The organism is Streptomyces sp. NBC_00009 (assembly GCF_045040855.1).
GTDB classification, from domain to species: Bacteria; Actinomycetota; Actinomycetes; order Streptomycetales; family Streptomycetaceae; genus Streptomyces; species Streptomyces aureus.
Map to the genome: position 1 here is coordinate 6,375,380 of NZ_CP108312.1, position 21,019 is coordinate 6,396,398.

Sequence of the window (21,019 nt, forward strand, 5' to 3'; positions counted from 1 at the left end):
CGGCTCCCAGGACTTGGGCCTTAGCGCTCGCGGCGTGGAGCGGGCGGCAGTGCGGCAGGGAGGTTGCTCCCGGTGCTGTGCTGCCGCCCGCTCGTGTGCCAGGAGCCGGTCGGCGGCGAGCTGTGGACCTGCTGTGGTTCGTGGTACGACGCGCTGTGCCGGCCGCTGGTGCTGTGGTGCACGGCGTACAGGCTCGAGCCGAACGCGGAGAACGAGAGGTTCTCTTCGCCGCTGCGGTCGCCCGGCAGGGCCCGGAAGGATCTGCGGTACTCCGAGTACAGGGCGTCGTAGATCGGTGTGGCCGAGCGGCCACCCGCCGATTCATGCGTCCCGCGCATGGCGGGGATCGGGGTCGGATACTGCGGGCGGCGAGGGGGGTCGTATGCGTGCACGTAGGTGCCAACGACCCGCACACCCTCGCGGATGCGGTCCGGTTCGCGCTTTCGCAGGCCCGACGAGGGTGCGGGCGGCGCACGCGGAGGTGCACGGGCCGGCGTCCGGGGCCGGGTACGACCGTGGGCCGGGCGCGCGCCCGGCCCACGGTCAACTCGGTTCACGGCTGAGGGTCACGTGCCTGCCAGGGGCATCGTCGCGCCGACGAGCAGCCCGTTCGCCGCGGCCTTGTCGAGGGCGCCGCGGAGCAGGTCCTCGCGGGGCTGGCGGCCGATCGTGCCGGCCGGGGCGGCGAAGACGAGGACGGAGTTCGTCTTGTTCGCCGCCGCGCGCCAGCTGTCGGTGACGTGCAGCGGCTGGTGCGCCTGCCACCACGCGACCTGACCCGCACCGACGGAGCCGGGCTGCAGGACGGCGTGCAGCTGGCCCATGGCGAGCAGCACGGACCAGCCGTGCAGCACCGGCGGCACCTCGCCGACCTGGGCGGTCGGCGTGAAGCCCTGCTCCACGAGGAGGGTCAGGAACTCGTCGATGCCGCCCGTCGAGCCGGGGCGGGCGATCGGCCCGGTCGGCTCGACGACGAGCGCGGGGTGCAGCTCGCCGGAGATCAGGACGAGCCCGCTGGTCACGCCGAGCACGGCCTGCTCCGGAACGGCCTGCCCGGGGATGGACTGCGCCGCGGGGGAGGGGGCGGGGGCCGCGGCGGGGGCGCCGCCGTCGCCGGTGATGGAACGTACGGCTCCCTGCAGCTGCTCCTCGGACACCTGGACGACCTGTGAGGGCAGGCAGGTGGAGTGGGCGAAGGCCAGGACGGCGGTCTCGTCGCCGATGAACAGGACGGTGCTGGTGCGCTCCTGTTCCGAATCGCCCGGAGTACGGCAGGACGTGCAGTCGTACGTGCCCGGGGCGTTCTCTCCGGCGAGCAGCCGGTCGGCTTCTGCGTCGCCGATCTCGGCGCGTACGTCGTCGCTGACGTCGAGCATGCGCGGCACGGGTGGCTCCTCGGATTCGGTGTGTTGCTGCGTCGAATGCGGCCGGGCGGTCCCCGGCTCATAAAGAAGACAACGGATGATCTGTGCCGGGGGTCACGCCCGGAAGGGGACGGAATCGACCCATCCGACGCACGGCGCGAACCGGCGGCCGGAATCAATCGCTCCACATCAACTCCCGTTGTACGTAAGGAGATTGATCCGGAGAGGTGAGCGGCAGGTCGCCATGCCCACAGGTCGACAAATCCTGAAATCGTGTAATGAAGCAGGTGGCTGAAAACAGTCGTTGGCGAAAGTGTGCCTACGGCGGGCCGGGAGGCGGCCGACCGGGTGGGGCCGGGTCCGTGCATGGCGCGGCTCGGCGCGGGCGCGGGCTCGCGTGCCTAGCGTGACGCGATGCGCCCCATGCCCGTGAACCGCACGCGCCCCGCACGCCGCTTCCGTCTCGCGGCCCTGCCGGCCGCCCTGTTCGCCGCCCTGCTCGCCCCCGCGGCCGCGGCCGCCGTCCCGCCCCCACCGGCTCCCGGCCCCGGGCGCATGATCCTCAAGCTGGACGACTGCGCCAAGGACCAGTGGCCGTGGGGCTGCCTCGCCGAGTGCGAGAGCAGCGGGCGCTGGCACATCAACAGCGGCAACGCCTACTACGGAGGGCTGCAGTTCCGGCAGTCCACCTGGAAGGAGAACGGCGGCCTCGGGTACGCCCCGCGCGCGGACCTTGCGACGCGCGCCGAACAGATCGCGGTCGCCGAGAAGGTGCTGAGCACCCAGGGCTGGCGTGCCTGGCCGGTCTGCTCCAGGGTCCTCGAGGTCGACGGCTCCGTCCATGTGGTCAAGCCGGGCGAGACCCTCAGCTCGATCGCCACGCGGTACCGCGTCAAGGGCGGCTGGCAGGCGCTCTACAAGGCCAACAAGCAGATGGTCGGGGCCCACCCCGACCGCCTCAACACCGGCACGATGCTGCTCATCCCGAAGGCGTCGGCCGAGAGCCTCAACTGAGCTCGGCTGCCTCGCCGGCGAACACGACGGCACCCCGCCGCAGTTCGTACACCACCACACCCGCGCGCGTGCGCAGGCCGGGCGGCAGCCGCTGCTCGGCGACGACCACGCACGCGTCGAGCTCCCCCAGCAGCAGGGGGCGCAGCTCGGGGTACGCCTCAAGGGCCGGCCCGAAATCGCGGCTTCGGGCCGTCAGTTCGAGGTTCTCGGCCACGGTCGGGGAGCCGAAGACCGCCTGCCGCTCGGGATGGACGCGGTCGGCGCGCTGGAAGGACGGCTCGGGGTGGGTCACTCAAGCGGGTGACATGACCACGAACTGTTTCGTGGTACCTCAGCTCTCCTATCTGCCTTGATGTCAGAAAACGTCAAAAGGTTCCACGAATCGTCTCTCAATCACGCATCTGTTCTGGAACAAGATGGTGATGACGCCCAACCTCTGCCCCCGCACCCCTGTCTAACCCTGCGGTAGGCGGACGAGACGGACTGTCCGCGAGGAACAGTGGAATACGGGGACGCATGCAGATTTCTTTCCTGATTCACAACGCGTATGGAATCGGGGGGACGATTCGGACGACGTACAACCTCGCGAACACGCTTGCCGAACAGCACGACGTCGAGGTGGTCTCCGTCCTGCGCCACCGTGACGAGCCGGTCTTCAGGGCCGACCCGAGGATCCGGGTCCGTCATCTCGTCGACATCCGCAAGGGCAGCCCGGGCTACGAGGGCGACAGCCCCGAATACCGCACCCCCGCCACGACGTTCCCGCACGCCGAGGGCCGCTACGACCAGTACAACGCGCTCACCGACCGGCGGATCGCCGAGCACCTGCGTGCGGTCGACGCCGACGTCGTCGTCGGCACCCGCCCGGGACTCAACGTGCACCTGGCCCGCCAGACCCGGCGCGGCCCCCGGCGCGTCGGCCAGGAACACCTCACTCTCGACAGCCACCCCACCGCGCTGCACCGGCAGTTGCGCGCGGTCTACCCGCGGCTCGACGCGCTCACCACGACCACGGAGGCCGACGCCCGGGCCTACCGCGCGAAGATGCGGCTGCCCGGCGTGCGGATCGAGGCCGTGCCGAACCCCGTGCCCGCGCCCGGCGTCGAGCCGGCGGACGGCTCGGGCAAGTGGGTCGTCGCGGCCGGCCGGCTCGCGCCCGTGAAGCGGTACGACCTGCTGGTCAGGGCCTTCGACCGGGTCCGCGCCGAGCGGCCCGACTGGCGCCTGCGGATCTACGGCAGCGGCAAGCAGAAGGACAAGCTCCGCGCCCTGATCGACGACCTCGGTCTCTACAACCACGTGTTCCTCATGGGCCCCGCCCACCCCATCGAACCGGAGTGGGCGAAAGGTTCCATCGCCGCCGTCACCTCCAGCCTGGAGTCGTTCGGCATGACGATCGTCGAGGCGATGCGCTGCGGCCTCCCGGTGGTCGCCACCGACTGTCCGCACGGCCCCGGCGAAATCATCGACAACGGTGTCGACGGGCGTCTGGTCGAGGTGGGCAACGTCGCGGCGATCTCCGGCGGCCTCCTCGAACTGATCAACAACGACGCGCTGCGCGCCCGGATGGCGAGCGCCGCGCTCAAGGACTCCGAGCGGTTCGACCCGGCGCACATCGCCGAGCGCTACGAATCGCTGTTCGGCTCGCTGACGGCCCGCCGCGGCGGAGGCCTTCTGCACCGCACCCGCGGCGCGCTGCTCGGGGGCGCGTACGCGGTGCGGGACTCGGGACGCTCCGCGTTCACGGCCCAGGGAACGTCACAGAGAAAGGGGCGCACGGCATGACGCCGCCGACCGCTTCGGCCGATTTCTCGGCCTCGTCCGAGCCGTCCTTGGGGGGCGGGACCACGGCGCCCCACGCCGACTGCATCGCCGACTCGGCGGGCGGTCTCACCTTCGATGTCACCGACCACGGCGGGCCCGACCCGGCCCATCTGGTCCTCACCGAACGCGACAGCGGCGAGGACGTGCGCCTGCCGCTGACCCCGGCGGGCGACGGCAGCCTCCGGGCGGCGCTGCCCAGCAGCGTCCGGCTGCCCGAGGGACGCTGGGACGTCTTCGCGCAGGTGGCCGGCGAGGAGCCGCGGCGCCTGGCCCCCGGCCTCAACGACCTGCGGTCCCTCGTCGACCGGGTACCCAGCGGCTCCCGCGGCTTCGTCGCCGTCCGCATCCCCTACGCGACCAAGCACGGCAACCTCACCGTGCGCAGCTGGCTGCGCGCGCCGCACGCCGAGGCGGGCGAACTGCTCGTCACGGACAGCGAGATGACGGTCAGCGGCCGGGTCTACGGCACCGCGATCACCCCCAAGGCGTACGCGGAGATACGTTCACGCACGGACGGCGGGCCGGCGCTCCGCAGCGAACTGACCCCGCGTGGCGACGAGTTCACCTTCCGCGTCGGGTACGAGGAGCTGGAAGCGGGACGCTGGGACCTGTGGGTGCGCCCGGAGGGCGAGGACGGACTCGCGGTACGCGTCGCCCGGCTCCTGGACGACGTCGCCGACAAGAAGCCGATCTTCACCTACCCGACCGCACGCCTGGACACCGGGCGCGGCCGGATCGCGGTCGAGCCGTACTACACGAGCGACAACGACCTGGCGGTCCTGGTGACCGCGGCGGCCGCCGCCGAGTAGCCCGCGCGGCGCCCTTGCGGACTCCGGCTGTCCGCGAGGGCTGGCAGACTCGGGCCCATGCTGGAGACCTCGGCCCGACTCCTGCGGCTGCTCTCGCTGCTGCAGGCCCGCCGCGAGTGGTCGGGCGCCGACCTCGCGGACCGGCTCGGCGTCACGCCGCGCACCGTCCGCCGCGACGTCGACCGGCTGCGCGGGCTCGGCTACCCCGTCGACGCGAGCCCCGGCACCGGCGGCGGCTACCGGATGGGCGCCGGTGCCGAGCTGCCGCCGCTGCTCCTCGACGACGATGAGGCCGTCGCCGTCGCCGTCGGCCTGCGCACCTCGGCCGGCCAGGGCATCGAGGGCATCGGCGAGACGTCCGTACGGGCCCTGTCCAAGCTCGAACAGGTCCTCCCCGGCCGGCTCCGGCGCCGCGTGTCCGCCCTCAACGCGTTCACCGTGCCGATGCTCCGCGGCCCGGGCCCTCCGACGTCGACCCGTCCGTCCTGACCGAACTCGCCGCCGCCTGCCGGGACTCGGAGCGGCTGCGCTTCGCCTACGAGGACCACGGGGGCGCCGCCACGCGCCGCACCGTCGAGCCGCACCGCCTGGTGTGCAGCGAGCGCCGCTGGTACCTGGTCGCCTGGGACGTCGACCGCGAGGACTGGCGCACGTTCCGCGTCGACCGCATCACGCCGAAGCCGCCGCACGGGCCGCGCTTCACCCCGCGCACGCCACCCGCCGACGACCTCGCCGCGTATGTCTCGAAGGGCGTCTCGCAGGGCCCGTACGCCACCGGGGCGACGATCCGGCTCCTGGTGCCCGTCGAGGAGGCGGCGCAGCGGATCAGCCCGTCGGCGGGCACGCTCGAGGCCGACGGCGACGACAGCTGTGTGCTGCGCACCGGGGCGGCGAGCCTCGACGCGATGGTGATCCACGTGATCCTGATGGGCTTCGAGTTCGAGGTGCTCGAACCCGACGGGCTCACGGACGTGATCAGGACCGCTCGAGACCGTCTGTCCCGGGCACTGGAACGGGCCGGCTCAGCGGACGGGACGACGCGAACCCCGGATGGTGCAGATCGAACGCCGGGGACTCGGAGCGGATCCGGGGCAGCGTGAGGAAGTTGTGCCGCGGCGCCGGGCACGGTGTCGCCCACTCCAGCGAACGCCCGTAGCCCCACGGGTCGTCCACGTCGACCTTCTCGCCGTATTTCGCCGTCTTCCAGACGTTGTAGAGGAACGGCAGCGTGGACAAGCCGAGCAGGAACGAGCCGATGGTCGACAGCGTGTTGAGCGCAGTGAACCCGTCGGCCGCCAGATAGTCGGCGTACCGCCGCGGCATGCCCTCGGCACCGAGCCAGTGCTGCACCAGGAACGTGGTGTGGAAGCCGACGAACAGCGTCCAGAAGTGGATCTTCCCGAGCCGCTCGTCGAGCATCTTCCCGGTGAACTTGGGCCACCAGAAGTAGAAGCCGCCGAACGTCGCGAAGGCGACCGTGCCGAACACGACGTAGTGGAAGTGCGCGACGACGAAGTACGAGTCCGTCACATGGAAGTCCATAGGCGGCGCGGCGAGGATGACGCCGGTCAGGCCGCCGAACAGGAACGTCACCAGGAAGCCGATGGACCACAGCATCGGGGTCTCGAAGGACAGGGACCCGTTGATCATCGTCCCGATCCAGTTGAAGAACTTCACGCCCGTGGGCACCGCGATCAGGAACGTCATGAACGAGAAGAACGGCAGCAGCACCCCACCCGTCACGAACATGTGGTGCGCCCACACGACGATCGAGAGCCCGGTGATGGCCATCGTGGCGCCGACCAGCGTCGAGTAGCCCCAGATCGGCTTGCGGCTGAAGACCGGGAGGATCTCGGAGATGATGCCGAAGAACGGCAGAGCGATGATGTAGACCTCCGGATGGCCGAAGAACCAGAAGAGGTGCTGCCACAGCAGTGCACCCCCGAACTGGGCCTCGAAGACCACGGCCCCGAAGCGCCGGTCCGCCTCCAGGACGAGCAGCGCCGCGGCGAGCACCGGGAAGGCCATCAGCACGAGGATCGACGTGAACAGCGTGTTCCACGTGAAGATCGGCATCCGGAACATCGTCATGCCGGGCGCCCGCATCCCGATGATGGTCGTCAGGAAGTTCACCGCGCCGAGGATCGTGCCGAAGCCCGCCAGCGCCAGCCCCATGATCCACATGTCGGCGCCGACGCCCGGCGAGCGCGTCAGGCTGTTGAGCGGGGCGTACGCGAACCAGCCGAAGTCCGCGGCCCCGCCGGGCACCATCAGAGAGCTGATCACGATCAGCCCGCCGAACAGGAACAGCCAGTACGAGAACATGTTGAGCCGGGGGAACGCCACGTCGGGGGCGCCGATCTGCAGCGGCATGATCTCGTTGGCGAAGCCCGCGAAGGTCGGGGTCGCGAAGAGCAGCAGCATGATCGTGCCGTGCACCGTGAAGAGCTGGTTGTACTCCTCGGCGGACAGCATCTGAAGGCCGGGCCGTGCCAGCTCGGCCCGCATCAGGAGCGCCATGATCCCGCCGGCGAGGAAGAACGCGAACGACGTGATCAGGTAGAGGTGGCCGATCTTCTTGTGGTCCGTGGTGGTCAGCCACTCCACGACGATCCGGCCCGGCGTCCTCGTCCGCACCGCTCCTGCCGCCGGCTGCACGGGCTGCACGTCCGTCGTACCCATCGCTTGCCCCCTCGCTTCTCGCGCCCCGGGCCTGCCTCGAGCACACGCCATGATGCTCGCCTCCCCACCGACTCCGACAGTGGGCGTACGGGAGCTCTGTGTCGCGTTCATGCAATTCCGATGGGACGTCAACTGATGAAGAGCGCCCGGGGAATCCGAATTGGGCGGGTCCCGGGCGCGGTCGTGACGCTATTTCGGGCACGTTATCCGGACGCTTTCGGCGAAGCCGCGGAATTATGTCGTGGCGCGCGCAGAACATGCGCAGAAGGAGCATCAAATCGCTCGTACGTGTGACGGAGTTCGAGTGAAACGCGTGTCGTGGACCTGTGACAGAAGCGTGACCGGAGGGGGACCGGTGACGGGGTGTGGTCCGCCCTGGTGCCAGGCAGCCCGGCCGCCTAACGTGGCGGTCATGGCACCCATTCCGACCCCTCCCGCAGAACCCCAGGACACCCTCGACACGTACGTCGGCCTCGATGCGCCGGGCGCCGAGCGGCGGGCCCGTGAGCGCGGCTGGTCCACGGTCAGGTCGCTGCCCCCGGGCGCGATCATCACCATGGAGTACCGCGTGGGACGCCTGAACTTCGAGGTGTCCGACGGCACCGTGACCCGCTGCTGGAAGGGCTGACAGGGCCGACAAGCAGCGCGAAGGCCCCCGGTTCCGTGACGGAACCGGGGGCCTTCGGCGTGCGGGGGCAGGCGGTGCGTACCGGCCCCGCGGCCTTCGACGCTCTCGCGCCGGGGGCGGTCAGCCGCCGGCGACCGGGCGGGCGGACGTGGTGCCGCGCGGCACCCGGTCCGCGTGCGGCGGCCTGCGGCTGCCGGCCGGAGTGACCGGGGTGCGCTCGGAGCGCGCGGTGTGCGGACCCGGGGCGAGCAGCCCGGGAGGCCGCACGGCCCGCGCGGCGCCGACCGGTTCGCGTACCGGCGGCTCCTCCGAGGCGGGCGGGGAGACGCGCTGCGGAACCAGCGCGGGCGTGGCGGCGGCCGGGGCGGGCGCCGGGAGCGCACCGGAACGACGGTTGCGCCACAGTTCGCGCAGCGAGAAGATCCAGGCCTCCACCTGCGTGATCAGCGGTTCGACCCAGGGCAGCGCGAGCAGGATGAGCAGTCCGGCGGTCCAGCCGAGGAAGACATCGCTGAGCCAGTGCGTACCGAGGTAGACGGTGGTCAGGCCGACGCTCAGCGAGATCACGGCGGAGGCGGCCGACAGCCAGCGCCTGGCGCGCGGCGTCGAGGCCAGATAGGCGAGGATTCCCCAGGTCACCACGGCGTTGGCGGTGTGGCCGGAAGGAAATATATCGCCGCCCTGCCACATCTCGTTCGAGCCGATGGTGGTCGCGTAGTGCGGGCCGAGGCGGCCCATGCCGAGCTTGGCGGCGCCCACGGTGATGTTCAGGAGCAGCAGCGCGGCACCGAACATGAGCAGCGGCCGCAGCGTGTGCTGGCGCCAGGAGCGCCAGCCGAGCCAGGCCATGACCATGACCGCGGTCGGACCGCGCTGGCCGAGCACCACCCAGTAGTCCAGGAACGCGTGGATCTCGGGCCACTGCTGGTACGGCCGGAAGAACATGACCTGCCAGTCGAACGTGACCAGCCAGGACGTGATCAGCACGGCCACCACGATGGCGAGGTAGAAGGACAGGGTGGCCCCGAAGAGCACGACCCTGTGCCGGCTCATCCTGGGCACATCCAGGTTGACCGGTCGTTCCGGCTCACGGTCGAGGCGGGCGAAGAGCCGCTCCAGACGGGTGAGGTTTCGTTCGGTACGCACCCAATCGACGCTACAGCGAGTGAGTGCCGAACCCGGCCGAATCACTCGGTTTGTGATGACGATGTGATGTGGGATTGCTCTCAGCGGGGCGTTTATTCCTGCGGATATCACTATCCGACCGGGGTACCGCCTTCAATTTCATTGATCATTTCTCGCATTCGTTTTTCGCCGCGCCCGAATTCGTTCACCGACGGCTTCCCCGGAATTTCCCGTCCGATCACCCGGGGCGATCGGACGGCCTCCCGGGGCCCGCCGAGTCGATCAAGGAGGACCCGACCCGTTCAGCCAGAAGGCCCCGTACACCGCCGACGCCACGGCCACGCCGCCGAGCACCGCCGCCGATCTGCTCGTACGCAGCCGGGCGAGCGCCACCGCGACCGGCAGCAGGAGCGGGAAGGCGGGCAGCAGCAGTCGCGGCTTCGAGCCGAAGTACCCCGACGCGCACAGGGCGAGCGCGACGACGATCCCGCAGTAGACGAGCAGCGCGAGCGGCTGACCTCGCCGTACACACAGCACGTAGAGCCAGATCACGAGCGCGACCCCGACGATCAGGCCGAGCCCCGCGAGCGCCGAGGGGAATGACGTGAACTTGTCGCCGACGAAGCGCGCGAAGGCGAGACCGCCGTCGAAGCCGTTGCCCCACTGGCCCTGCACGTCGAGATATCCGAAGAGGCCGCCCCCCGTGCGGTGCCCCACCCACAGGACGTACGCGGCGGCGCCCAGCGGGGCGAGCAGCACGCCGACGGCCATGCGCCAGGAGACCTTCCTGTCGCGAACGACGTGGACCGCAGCCGTCGCCCAGAGCGCGGCGACCACCGCCGCCCCCACCGGCCGGGTCAGCCCCGCGAGCGAGGCGAGCAGCCCCGCACTCACCCACCGTCCGGTCAGGACCGCGTACAGCGACCAGGCCGCGAGCGCCGTGAACAGTGACTCGCTGTACGCCATCGACTGCACGATCCCGACCGGGAGCACCGCCCACAGCACGACCGCGCAGACCCCGGCCCGCCGCCCGTACAGCAGCTCGGCCACCAGGAAGATCCCCCAGGCCGCGCAGAGCGACGCGAGCCAGCTCACCAGCAGGCCCGCGTCCGCGTACGACAGCGGGCTCACCGCCGACACCAGCCGCTCCAGCCACGGCAGCAGCGGGAAGAACGCGAGGTTCGAGTGCACGGTGCCGTCCGGCAGGCGCACCTCCCAGCCGTAGCCGAAATCCGCGACGCGGGTGTACCAGAGCGAGTCCCAGCGGGCGGTCAGCAGCGTGTGCGGGCTCTTCCCCTTTTCCGCGTTCCCCGCGCTCCACACGGCGAGCATGAGCAGGCCCAGGGCGCGCACCCCGGCATAGGCAAGGAGCGCGGGCGCCGCGCGGCGCAGCGCACCGGCCGCCCGGGCCGGCACGCGCCGCAGTTCTTGCAGGTCGACTTCGGTCACGGCGTCGATTATCGGCGCCGGGCGCAACCGGACCGCACGCGCGGTGCGTGGTCGGGGGGGTGGAGCGTGGCGTACACCACACTCCACGGTCAGGGACATGAGAGGTCCGCCACGTGTCACCGCAATGAACTCGCGTACTCTGGCGGCTCACTCGCCAATCGTTGCGTGGGCACGGGGGTCCGCTCCTTCCGGCCGCAACCGCGGGGAAGTCCCCACCCTGCGGATCCGCCGAGCGCGAGGGACCACTGGGAGGTACGCATATGTCCGGGACGACCACGGCCGCCGTGCCCTCTCGCTGGCGGACCGCCGGGCCAGGCGCCAATCGCTGGGTCGTCCTCGTCGTCCTGTGCACCAGCCTGCTGCTCGTCGCCCTCGACGCGACCGTGCTGCACGTCGCCGTCCCCGCCGTCACCCAGGACCTGCGCCCTTCGGCGGTACAGCTGCTGTGGATCGTCGACGCCTATCCGCTGATCTGCGCGGCGCTCCTGATCCTCTTCGGCACACTCGGCGACCGCGTCGGACGCAGACGCGTCCTGCTCCTCGGATACGGCCTCTTCGGCGTGGCCTCCGCACTCGCCGTGTTCGCCTCGACGCCGCACGTCCTGATCCTGGCCCGCGCGCTGCTCGGCGTCGGCGGCGCGATGATCATGCCCGCGACCCTGTCGATCCTGCGGGCGGTCTTTCCCGACCGGCGCGAGCGGGCCGTGGCCATCGGCGTCTGGTCCGCGGTCGCCGCGATAGGCGCCGCCACCGGACCGGTACTCGGCGGCTTCATGGTCGAGCACTTCTGGTGGGGCTCGGTCTTCCTGATCAACATCCCGCTGATGGCCGTCATGCTGCCCCTCGGCCGTCTCATACTTCCCGAGTCCAAGGGCCGTTCCGACGGGCCCTGGGACGTGGTCGGCGCACTCATGGCGGCCGTCGGAATGCTCGGTGTCGTCTACGGCGTGAAGCGGCTCGGCGTCGACCGTGACCTGCTCGACCCGTCCGCCGTCGGCCCCCTCCTCGTCGGCGCGGCCGTGCTGATCGTGTTCGTGCGGCGGCAGAAGCGCCGCGAGCATCCGCTCATCGACATGAAGATGTTCGCCAGGCCCGCCTTCTCCACCGCGGTCGGCTGCATCGTCCTCGCCATGCTCGCCCTGGTCGGCCTGGAGCTGATCGCCGTCCAGTACCTCCAGCTGGTACTCGGCCTGAGCCCCCTGGAGACGGGGTTGCGGCTGCTGCCCCTCACCTTCGCGGCGATGGCCGCGGGTGTCCTCGGCTCGTCCCAGCTGCGCCGCTTCGGACCGCGCCGCATGGTCTCGGCCGGCTTCGTCCTCACCGCGGCCGCGGTGCTCACGCTCACGCTGATGGGACAGCACGACCGGCCGTCGCTGCTCACCTTCGGCTTCGTCCTTCTCGGCTTCGGCCTGCAGACCACCCTCTTCGGCGCGTACGAGTCGATGCTCAGCGAGGCCTCGGCGCAGGACGCGGGCGGCGCCGCCGCGATAGGGGAGACCTCCTACCAGCTGGGCGCGGGCATGGGCATCGCCCTGCTCGGCTCGGTGATGAACGCCGCGTACGCACCCGGGATCGCCCGGGTCACCGGGGTGCCCGGATCCGCGAGCGCCCACGCGGGGAACTCGCTCGGCGAGGCGTACCAGGTCGCGACGCGGCTCGGCGGCACCGCCGGTGAGGCGCTGCGCAGCGCCGCCCGGGTCGCCTTCGTCCACGGGCTGCACGTGACGCTGTTCGTCAGCGCCGGGCTCCTGCTGCTCGGGGCGCTGGCCGCCCTGCGGCTGCCCCGGCGGATGGAGTGCGAAGCCGTTGCCCCGCAGGACGCGGAGGGCACGGCGAAGATCGGGCCCCAGCGCGGTCCCGAGCGGGTCGGCGTGGAGTCCACCGTCGCGTGACGGCTGCCGCGGGCGGTGGCCCGGCCTATAGGGCCTGTCTTCAAATTCCCGCCTGCCCCGCGGCGTCTGGCACGCACTCCCCCACTGCCTTAAGGGCGTGGGGGGACCCCCAGCGGCGTTGTCGTCGGTTGCCGACTCCCCCGAGCTCTCGGCTGCGCTCGAGCAGGGGGGACCCCCATCGCGTCGACGCCCTCCTCCGCCTTGCAGCTGCACGCACCAGACGCCGCGGGGCCCGCCCTCCGGGCGGACGGCGGGAATTTGAAGACAGGCCCTAGGGGCCGGGCCCTGCCCACTCGTGACGCTCAGCTCTGGTTGAAGAAACCGTCCGTCGGACGGCTCTCCGCCTCACCGTTGACCACCTGCGTGTCGGCAGGGCTCAGCAGGAACACCCGGTTCGCCACCCGCTCGATCGAACCCCGCAGCCCGAACGTGAGCCCGGCCGCGAAGTCGACGACGCGCTTGGCGTCCCCGGGCTCCATGGCCGTGAGGTTGATGATGACCGGGACACCTTCCCGGAACATCTCGCCGATGCCACGGGCGTCCCGGAATCCGTCCGGGGTGACCGTGCCGATCCGGCGGCCCTGCTCCTCGGCGGCGTCGGCCGCCACCTTCACGCGCGGGTCCGTGACCCAGGCGGCGCCGGTGTGGGGCTCGGACCCCTCGGCGTAGTCGTCGTCGTAGTAACGCTCGTCATCGTTGTCGTCGACGAGGCCAAGCCAGGCACTCGCCTTGCGCACCGATCCCATGGACGCCTCCTCTCACAGCGGTTCCTCTGCGTTCCGCATCCCTATGGTCGTCCATGATGCGGATGGTGCGCCAAGTGGATAGTCGCCGCGCGGGGTTTTCGTGACGCTACTGGTGCAGAGTCAACACGGCGCTGTCCCGTGAATCCCAAGGGTCGTACCCCGTACGGCTGCTGACAGTGAGTGAAATATGATTCTTCGCGGCGTATGGGTGACGGCCGGGGCGTACGGGTGAACGGCACCCTCGGTACGATGCCGCAGCTTACGTCTTCGAGACCCTCGGGGGAGTCGTCTTGTTCGGAATAGTCCGGCCTTGCAGCCATCGTCTCGGCGAGGGGCTCAAGGCGCAATGGATGGCTCATCTGTGCGGACTCTGCCTGGCACTTCGCGGTGACCACGGGCAGTTCGCCCGAGTTGTCACGAACTACGACGGTTTGCTGATCTCGGTTCTGACGGAGGCTCAGGCCGAACACGCAGCGGGGGGACGGCGCACGGCAGGGCCCTGTCCGCTGCGCGGGATGCGCACCGCGTCCGTCGCGCAGGGCGAGGGCGCCCGGCTCGCCGCGGCCGTCTCACTGGTCCTCGCCTCGGCGAAGGTCCGCGACCACGTCGCCGACGGCGACGGCCTCCTGGCCCGCAGGCCGGTGGCCGCGGCGGCCCGCAGGGTCGCCACAAAGTGGGGAAAGGCCGGTTCCCGTACGGGTTCTGACGTGGGGTTCGATACGGCGGTCCTGGTCGACGCCGTGGAGCGCCAGATCGGGATCGAGGCGCTCGCCGGCCTCGGCACCCCGGTGCTCACGGTCACCGAACCGACCGAGACGGCGACCGCCGCCGCCTTCGCGCACACCGCGGTCCTCGCCGGACGCCCCGGAAACGCGGCGCCGCTCGCCGAGGCCGGCCGGCTCTTCGGGCGACTCGCGCACCTTCTGGATGCCGTGGAGGACAAGGAAGCTGACGCCGCGTCGGGTGCCTGGAACCCGCTCACGGCGACCGGCACGGACCTCGCCGAGGCGCGCCGCCTCGCCGACGACGCGCTGCGCGGCATCCGCCTCGCCCTGCGCGAGGCCGAATTCGTCGACGGCACGCTCGCGCACCTGCTGTTCGTCCACGAACTGCGCCGCTCGGTCGACCGCGTCTTCGGCACGTCGGGCTGTGCGCACGGCGCCGACGCGTCCCACGGAACCGACGCGTCCCACGGCGCCGGCCCCGCGCGCGGCGCGCACGCACCGGCCGCGTCCACGCCGCAACAGGGCCCCGGCGCGCCCGGCCCCTGGGTGCCCACCGGATCGGGCCCGTATGTGCCGCCCGGATCCTCGGGCCCGTACGGCTCGCAGAATCCGTACGGCGGCGGGCAGGGCGGTCCCGGTGGTCCGGGCGGGCCCGGTGGCTACGGCGGCGGGCCGTCCTTTCAGCCGCCGAAGCCCGGCAAGCGCGGGTTCTTCGCCGGGTGCGCCGCGGCCATCGGGCTCTGCTGCACCTGCAAGGTGTGCTGTGCCGACGAGTTCGAGGGGCCCTGGTCCCGGAAGAAGCGCGACGGCTGGTGCAGCGAATGCTGCTCCACCGACTGCAGCTGCTGCGAGGCGTGCTCCATCTGCGAATGCTGTGAGTGCTGCTCCTGCTGCGACTGTTGAGCCCCCGGGGCGCGGGTCGCAGGTCGCGGGTCCGGGGTCGGGGTCAGTCCTTGATCTCGGGCGGTGAGATCTGCGACTTCTCGATCGCGGACTCGCTCGTGCCCCACTTCTTCAGGATCTTGTCGTACGTCCCGTCGGCGATCAGCCTGTTCACCGCCGCGCGGAACGCCGGCGCCAGCTTCGTGCCCTTCTTGAAGGCGAAGCCGACGTCGAGGCGGTGGTACTCGTTGAGGAACTTCAGCCCCTCCTGGTGGGCGACGGCGTAGCGCAGCCCGTTGATGGTGCTCATCACCACGTCGGACCTGCCCTGCTGGAGGGACGACCAGATCGCGCTCTGGTCGGCGTACGTCTTCACGCTGTACGCCTTCTTCCCGGCGTCCGCGCAGAGGTGCTTGTTCTCCTCCAGGGTCGCCTCGAAGGTGGTGCCCGCGCCGGTCGCCACGTTCAGGCCGCACAGCTGCCTGAGGTCGGTGACCTTCTTCAGGTCGCTGTCCTTGCGCACGGCGAAGCCCTGGCCGTCATTGATGTACGTGACGAAGTCGATCGTCCTGCGCCGCTCGTCCGTGACGCCGAAGTTGCCTGTGCCCAGGTCGTACTTGCCGCTGCCGAGCGCGGGCAGGATCGCCTCGAAACCGGCCGCCTCCCGCTTCAGCTTCAGCCCGAGGACCTTGGCGACGGCGTCGGCGAAGTCGATGTCCTGGCCGGCCGCGGTCCTGCCGTCCTCCAGGTAGAAGGCGCCGGGCGGGGTGCCGCCGATGGAGGCGCCGACGGTCAGCCTGCCGCCGGCCCGGACGTCGGCGGGCAGCAGCTTCGCCGCCGCCTCGTCCTTCTTGACGGCCTTCACCACGTCGGTCGTGGGGATCTTGTCGCTCTTGCCCGCGGGTGCGGCGCCGCCGGCGGAGGCTCCGGGGTCGCCGGAGCCGCAGCCGGTCAGTGTCAGCGTGGCCGCGGTGATCAGCGCGAACGCGGCGGTGAGCCGCTGATGGGTCGTCAAGGTTGTACGCATGGCGTGGAGTTCTGCCCTTCGAAGACAACAGGCACGCAGGGGTGAGGAGGCAGCTGAGGGGAGGGGTACGCGAGGACGCGTGGGTGTGTGAAGGCGCGGACGAGTGCGCGCACTTGGGCGCACCGGGAAACGCAGAAAACGCAGAAACGCTCAGAACGCGGCGAGCGTCAGGAAGCGTCGAGAAGAGAGAGAAGCAGACGCGCAGCGGGCGTCAGAAGGGCATCAACAGGACGCCGACCACACTCGACCGAAGTCGATGTGGGAGCGCGTGACCAGCCACTGCTGCGGATGCATGGGGCAAGTGGAACAGGCATCCGTTTCCGCGTCAACTCACATGAGACGTACGGCTCACACTCTGGACAGCCTTGACAGCGAGCGGAGCGAGCCCCGTACCCTCGGTGAGGGGACCGCTGCTGAGGGGCTCGGTCCGCAAGTTCCGTGTGAAGGCAAGACCGTGCTGGATTCCAGTGCCCACGGAGCCTTCGCATGTCCTCGAACACACTCGCAAAGACCGCGCCTGCCGCGGCCGGACCGCCCGCCGAGACCGGTGAGGCACAGCCCCGCATCGTCCGCCGGCCCCGCACCGGCCAGTGGCTCGCCGCCGCCGTCGTCCTCGTACTCCTCGCGCTCGCCGCCAACTCGGTGATCCGCAACGACGCCTTCCAGTGGGACGTCGTCGCCGACTACTTCACATCGGCGTCCGTCCTGCGCGGACTCGGTCTCACCCTCTGGCTGACCGCCCTCGTCATGGCGCTCGGCTTCGCCCTCGGCACCCTGCTGGCCGTCATGCGGCTGTCCGCCAACCCCGTGCTGCGCGCGGTGAGTTGGGGCTACGTCTGGCTGTTCAGGTCGATGCCGATCCTCGTGCAGCTGCTGTTCTGGTTCAACATCGGAGCGCTGTACCCGCACATCCTCGGGATCAAGACCGTCGACCTGTTCGGGCCGATCACCGTCGCCATCATCGGCCTCACGCTGCACGAGGCCGCGTACGCCGCCGAGGTGGTGCGCGGCGGCATCCTCTCCGTCGACCGCGGGCAGATCGAGGCCGCGCAGGCGCTCGGGCTGAGCCGGCTGCGGCGCTGGCGGCGGATCATCCTGCCGCAGGCCATGCGCTCCATCGTGCCGCCGGCCGGGAACATGCTGATCGGCACCCTCAAGGGCACCTCGATCGTCAGTGTCATCGCCGTCCAGGACCTGCTCTACTCGGTGCAGCTCGTCTACCACCGCACCTACCAGGTCATCCCGATGCTCCTGGTCGCCACCATCTGGTATGTCGTGGTCACCTCGCTCCTGAGCGCCGGCCAGTTCTACGTCGAGCGGCACTACGCGCGCGGTTCGGAGCGCACCCGATGAGGCCCTCACTGGTGATCGTGGGAGCCGGTCCGCGGGGGACCGGCATCCTGGAGCGGATCGCCGCCAACGCACCCGAGTACGCCGGGCTCGAACTCGACATCCATCTCGTCGACCCCTTCCCGCCGGGCGGCGGACGGGTCTGGCGGCAGGCGCAGTCCCCGCTGCTCTGGATGAACTCGCAGTCCCAGGACGTCACGATGTTCACCGACGACACGGTCGAACTCGACGGTCCGGTACTCCCCGGGCCCGCCCTGCACGAGTGGGCGGACCTCGACGGCCGCACGTTCGCCGACCGGCTGCTCCAGGGCGCCTATCTGCGCTGGGTGTACGAGCAGTCCGTGGCCGCGCTCCCGCCGGGCGTCACCGTCCGCCACCACCCGCGCCGCGCCCTGCGCGTCAGCGGCCCCCGCGAGGGCCGCCAGCAGGTGTGGCTCGACGGGCGCGCCCGCCCCCTCCTCGCCGACACCGTCATCCTCGCCCAGGGTCACCTGGACGCCGAACTCGACGAAGAGCAGCGGGAGTTGAGCGCGTACGCGCGCGAGCACGGACTCGTCCACCTGCCGCCCGACTTCACCGCGGACAGCGACCTGTCCGCGCTCGCACCCGGCGAGGACGTCCTCGTCCGCGGCTTCGGCCTGGCCTTCGTCGACCTGATGGTGCTCCTGACGGAGGGCCGCGGCGGACGGTACGAGGGGGACACGTACCTCCCCTCGGGGCGCGAGCCGGTCCTGCACGTCGGTTCGCGGCGCGGCATCCCCTACCACTCCAAGATCGGCTACGACTGGACCGGCGAGCGCCCGCCGCTGCCCCGCTTCCTCGGCCCCGCCGAGATCGACGAACTCCTCGCCCGCCCTGAGGGCTACGACTTCCGCCGCGACGTGTGGCCCCTCATCGACAAGGAACTCGGCTTCGCCCACTACCACCGCCTGTTCACCGCCCACCCCGAGCGCACCGCCGTCGCCTGGGCCGACTTCGAGGAGAAGTACGCCGCCGCCGAACCGCTGAGCGCCGAACTCCAGGCCCTCGTGGCCTCCGCCGTGCCCGACCCGGCGGACCGCCTCGACCTCACGGCCCTCGACCACCCGCTGGACGGCGTACGCCACAGCTCGTACGAGGAACTCCAGGACGGGCTGCGCGGCTACATCACCGCGGACCTCGCACGCCGCCACGACCCCGCGCACAGCCCCGACCTCGCCGTGTTCCTCGGTCTGCTCTCCGTGTACGGGCAGGTCGTGCGGCTCGGCGACATCGGGTCCTGGTGGCACGGCTTCTTCAGCTACCTCGCCTCCGGGCCGCCCGGACCGAGGCTGCGGCAACTGCTCGCGCTCTCCCGGGCCGGCGTCGTGAAGTTCGCCGGCGCGGACATGCGGGTCACCGCCGAGGACGGCGTCTTCCGCGCCACGAGCGCCACCGTGCCCGGCTCCGTCATCGAGGCCCGCGCCCTCGTCGAGGCCCGCCTGCCGCACCCCACGCTCGCCCGCACCCGAGACCAGCTCCTGCGCGAGCTGTACGAGGACGGGGCACGGGCGACCCCGGCCGGGCTCCTCGCGGTCGACCCCGAGGACGGGCGCGTCCTGCACCGCGACGGCACGGCACACCCGCGCCGCTTCGCGCTCGGCCCGCACACGAACGCGCGCGGCGCCGGGGCGTTCACGCGGCCGCGTACGAACAGCCCCTCGTTCCGGCAGAACGACGCCACCGCCCGCGCGGTCCTGGCGTTCCTGCGCGACCTCTCCTGTCGCGCCGCAGCCTGAGCCCCGGCCCCCGCCCCGTACCTTTCCGTCCTCTTGAGGAACCCTCATGTCCCTGACCAGCGATCCACCCATCGACAAAACGACATCAGCCACGACAGCCGGCGGCGCCGTCGACTACGGCGCGCTGAAGGTGGTGCCCGTCCGCCACCCCTGGCGCTGGGCCGCCATCGTCGCGACCGCCGTGCTGCTCGCCCAGTTCGCGCACGGATTCATCACCAACACCGGCTGGGAATGGGGGGTGTTCGCCGACTACTTCACCGCCGATGTGATCCTCAAGGCGGTGTGGGTCACCCTTCAGCTGACGTTCTACGGAACGGCGCTCGGGTTCGCGCTCGGCATCGTCCTGGCCTTCATGCGTCTGTCCGCCAGCCGGTTCCTCCAGGTCGTCGCCTTCGGCTATATCTGGGCGTTCCGCTCGATCCCGCTGATCGTCCAGCTGCTCTTCTGGTTCAACCTGGCTTATCTGTACAAGGAGTTGCAGTTCGGCATCCCCTTCGGGCCCGGCTTCTTCTCCTTCGACACGATGGGCCTGGTCGGCGCGATGAGCGCGGCCGTCCTCGGGCTCGCGCTGCACCAGGCCGCGTACGCCGCCGAGATCGTGCGCGGCGGCGTACTGGCCGTCGACAGCGGCCAGTTGGAGGCCGCGGCCGCGCTCGGCATCCCCCGGCTGCGGCAGATCCGCCGCATCGTCCTGCCGCAGGCCATGCGCTCGATCCTGCCCAACGCGGCCAACGAGGTGATCTCCCTCTTCAAGGGCACCTCGATCGTCTCCGTCATGGCGATCGGCGAGCTCTTCTACCAGGTCCAGGTCATCTACGGCCGCAACGGGCGCGTGGTCCCGCTCCTGATGGTCGCCACCGTCTGGTACGTGCTCCTGACCAGCGCGCTCTCCGTCCTCCAGCACTACGTAGAACGACACTTCTCGAAGGGAACCACCCGATGAGCGACGCGGGCGCCGACCGGACCATGGTCGACATCAAGGCCGTCCACAAGAGCTTCGGCACGCTGGAAGTGCTGCGCGGCATCGATCTGGAGGTGCGCACCGGCGAGGTCACAGTCGTCCTGGGCCCGTCGGGCTCCGGCAAGTCCACGCTCCTGCGCACCATCAACCACCTGGAGAAGGTCGACAGCGGCTGGATCAGCGTCGACGGCTCCCTCGTCGGCTACCGCCGCTCCGGAGACAAGCTCTACGAGCTGCGTGAGCGTGAAGTCCTCAAGCAGCGCACCCAGATCGGCTTCGTCTTCCAGAACTTCAACCTGTTCCCGCACCTCACGGTCCTGGAGAACATCGTCGAGGCCCCGGTCTCCGCCCTCAAGCGCCCCCGCAAGGAGGCGCTCGACAGCGCCCGCAAGCTGCTCGACCGGGTGGGTCTCGCCGACAAGGCCGACGCCTACCCGAAGCAGCTCTCCGGCGGGCAGCAGCAGCGCGTCGCCATCGCCCGCGCGCTGGCCCTCGAACCGAAGCTGCTGCTCTTCGACGAGCCGACGTCGGCGCTCGACCCCGAGCTCGTCGGCGAGGTCCTCGACGTCATCAAGGACCTGGCGCTCCAGGGCACCACGATGATCGTCGTCACCCACGAGATCGGCTTCGCCCGCGAGGTCGCCGACACCGTCGTCTTCATGGACGACGGCCGCATCGTCGAACAGGGTGCCCCCGGCGACGTACTGGACGCACCGCGCCACGACCGCACGAAGGCGTTCCTCTCCAAGGTCCTCTGACCCTCGCGCCCCTTTGCCCCTCTCTT

At 70.8% G+C, this 21,019-nt stretch carries 17 protein-coding genes and 2 pseudogenes; 11 read left to right on the forward strand and 8 right to left on the reverse strand.

Going from position 1 to position 21,019, the window contains the following annotated elements:
* Nucleotides 1-20: 20 nt before the first annotated feature.
* Entirely contained in the window at nucleotides 21-338 is a 318-nt protein-coding gene (locus OHA58_RS28810; RefSeq protein ID WP_405482386.1) for a hypothetical protein, read from the reverse strand.
* A 228-nt stretch (nucleotides 339-566) separates the two neighbouring features.
* Entirely contained in the window at nucleotides 567-1,385 is an 819-nt protein-coding gene (locus tag OHA58_RS28815) for a hypothetical protein (protein WP_405482387.1), read from the reverse strand.
* A gap of 393 nt (nucleotides 1,386-1,778) precedes the next feature.
* On the opposite strand from OHA58_RS28815, the gene OHA58_RS28820 reads away from it, so the two are divergent.
* On the forward strand, nucleotides 1,779-2,378 hold the full coding sequence (locus tag OHA58_RS28820) for a transglycosylase family protein (RefSeq protein WP_405482388.1): 600 nt from the start codon (nucleotides 1,779-1,781) through the stop codon (nucleotides 2,376-2,378).
* Here OHA58_RS28820 and OHA58_RS28825 read toward each other — a convergent pair.
* Nucleotides 2,371-2,655, reverse strand: a pseudogene (locus OHA58_RS28825) (ABC transporter); the annotation flags it as partial. The gene OHA58_RS28820 and the pseudogene OHA58_RS28825 sit on opposite strands and share 8 nt — an antisense overlap.
* Nucleotides 2,656-2,894: 239 nt before the next feature.
* Here OHA58_RS28825 and OHA58_RS28830 point away from each other — a divergent pair.
* From OHA58_RS28830 to OHA58_RS28840, 3 genes and pseudogenes are all read left to right on the forward strand, one after another.
* Nucleotides 2,895-4,163: a glycosyltransferase family 4 protein gene (locus tag OHA58_RS28830; RefSeq protein ID WP_405482389.1), complete on the forward strand. Its 1,269-nt coding sequence runs from the start codon at nucleotides 2,895-2,897 to the stop codon at nucleotides 4,161-4,163.
* Nucleotides 4,160-5,011 (forward strand): hypothetical protein, encoded by an 852-nt coding sequence (locus tag OHA58_RS28835; RefSeq protein WP_405482390.1) that lies wholly within the window; start codon nucleotides 4,160-4,162, stop codon nucleotides 5,009-5,011. Before OHA58_RS28830 ends, OHA58_RS28835 begins: the two co-directional genes overlap by 4 nt.
* Before the next feature lie 57 nt (nucleotides 5,012-5,068).
* Nucleotides 5,069-6,105: pseudogene (locus OHA58_RS28840) on the forward strand (helix-turn-helix transcriptional regulator); the annotation flags it as partial.
* On the opposite strand, the gene ctaD reads toward OHA58_RS28840, so the two are convergent.
* Entirely contained in the window at nucleotides 5,987-7,693 is a 1,707-nt protein-coding gene (gene ctaD, locus OHA58_RS28845) for a cytochrome c oxidase subunit I (RefSeq protein WP_405482391.1), read from the reverse strand. The pseudogene OHA58_RS28840 and the gene ctaD sit on opposite strands and share 119 nt — an antisense overlap.
* Nucleotides 7,694-8,105: 412 nt before the next feature.
* On the opposite strand from ctaD, the gene OHA58_RS28850 reads away from it, so the two are divergent.
* Nucleotides 8,106-8,321: an I78 family peptidase inhibitor gene (locus OHA58_RS28850; RefSeq protein ID WP_266565969.1), complete on the forward strand. Its 216-nt coding sequence runs from the start codon at nucleotides 8,106-8,108 to the stop codon at nucleotides 8,319-8,321.
* Between the two features lie 120 nt (nucleotides 8,322-8,441).
* On the opposite strand, the gene OHA58_RS28855 is transcribed toward OHA58_RS28850, so the two are convergent.
* Together OHA58_RS28855 and OHA58_RS28860 are read right to left on the reverse strand one after the other, a co-directional pair.
* The gene (locus OHA58_RS28855) at nucleotides 8,442-9,467 is read right to left on the reverse strand and encodes a phosphatase PAP2 family protein (RefSeq protein WP_405482393.1); all 1,026 of its coding nucleotides are present in this window, start codon (nucleotides 9,465-9,467) and stop codon (nucleotides 8,442-8,444) included.
* A 261-nt stretch (nucleotides 9,468-9,728) separates the two neighbouring features.
* Nucleotides 9,729-10,778: a hypothetical protein gene (locus tag OHA58_RS28860; protein ID WP_405485231.1), complete on the reverse strand. Its 1,050-nt coding sequence runs from the start codon at nucleotides 10,776-10,778 to the stop codon at nucleotides 9,729-9,731.
* Nucleotides 10,779-11,155: 377 nt separating this feature from the next.
* Between OHA58_RS28860 and OHA58_RS28865 the strand changes: the two genes are divergently transcribed.
* The gene (locus tag OHA58_RS28865; protein ID WP_405482394.1) at nucleotides 11,156-12,787 is read left to right on the forward strand and encodes an MFS transporter; all 1,632 of its coding nucleotides are present in this window, start codon (nucleotides 11,156-11,158) and stop codon (nucleotides 12,785-12,787) included.
* A gap of 302 nt (nucleotides 12,788-13,089) precedes the next feature.
* On the opposite strand, the gene OHA58_RS28870 is transcribed toward OHA58_RS28865, so the two are convergent.
* Nucleotides 13,090-13,533, reverse strand: coding sequence for a cell division protein SepF (locus OHA58_RS28870; protein ID WP_116502912.1), 444 nt, complete (start codon nucleotides 13,531-13,533; stop codon nucleotides 13,090-13,092).
* Between the two features lie 290 nt (nucleotides 13,534-13,823).
* On the opposite strand from OHA58_RS28870, the gene OHA58_RS28875 reads away from it, so the two are divergent.
* Nucleotides 13,824-15,161 carry a DUF5685 family protein gene (locus tag OHA58_RS28875; protein WP_405482395.1) on the forward strand — a complete coding sequence of 446 codons (1,338 nt, stop codon included), beginning with the start codon at nucleotides 13,824-13,826 and terminating at the stop codon, nucleotides 15,159-15,161.
* A 43-nt stretch (nucleotides 15,162-15,204) separates the two neighbouring features.
* On the opposite strand, the gene OHA58_RS28880 is transcribed toward OHA58_RS28875, so the two are convergent.
* Nucleotides 15,205-16,167, reverse strand: coding sequence for an ABC transporter substrate-binding protein (locus OHA58_RS28880; RefSeq protein ID WP_405482396.1), 963 nt, complete (start codon nucleotides 16,165-16,167; stop codon nucleotides 15,205-15,207).
* 486 nt (nucleotides 16,168-16,653) lie between these two features.
* Here OHA58_RS28880 and OHA58_RS28885 point away from each other — a divergent pair, with 486 nt between their 5' ends.
* From OHA58_RS28885 to OHA58_RS28900, 4 genes are read left to right on the forward strand one after another with little or no spacing between them, the layout of a single operon-like run.
* Entirely contained in the window at nucleotides 16,654-17,520 is an 867-nt protein-coding gene (locus OHA58_RS28885) for an amino acid ABC transporter permease (RefSeq protein ID WP_405482397.1), read from the forward strand.
* Nucleotides 17,517-19,274 (forward strand): FAD/NAD(P)-binding protein, encoded by a 1,758-nt coding sequence (locus tag OHA58_RS28890; protein WP_405482399.1) that lies wholly within the window; start codon nucleotides 17,517-17,519, stop codon nucleotides 19,272-19,274. Before OHA58_RS28885 ends, OHA58_RS28890 begins: the two co-directional genes overlap by 4 nt.
* Nucleotides 19,275-19,320: 46 nt before the next feature.
* Nucleotides 19,321-20,217: an amino acid ABC transporter permease gene (locus tag OHA58_RS28895; protein ID WP_405482401.1), complete on the forward strand. Its 897-nt coding sequence runs from the start codon at nucleotides 19,321-19,323 to the stop codon at nucleotides 20,215-20,217.
* Entirely contained in the window at nucleotides 20,214-20,993 is a 780-nt protein-coding gene (locus OHA58_RS28900; protein WP_405482402.1) for an amino acid ABC transporter ATP-binding protein, read from the forward strand. The genes OHA58_RS28895 and OHA58_RS28900 overlap by 4 nt, the downstream gene beginning before the upstream one ends.
* The last annotated feature ends 26 nt before the right edge of the window (nucleotides 20,994-21,019 follow it).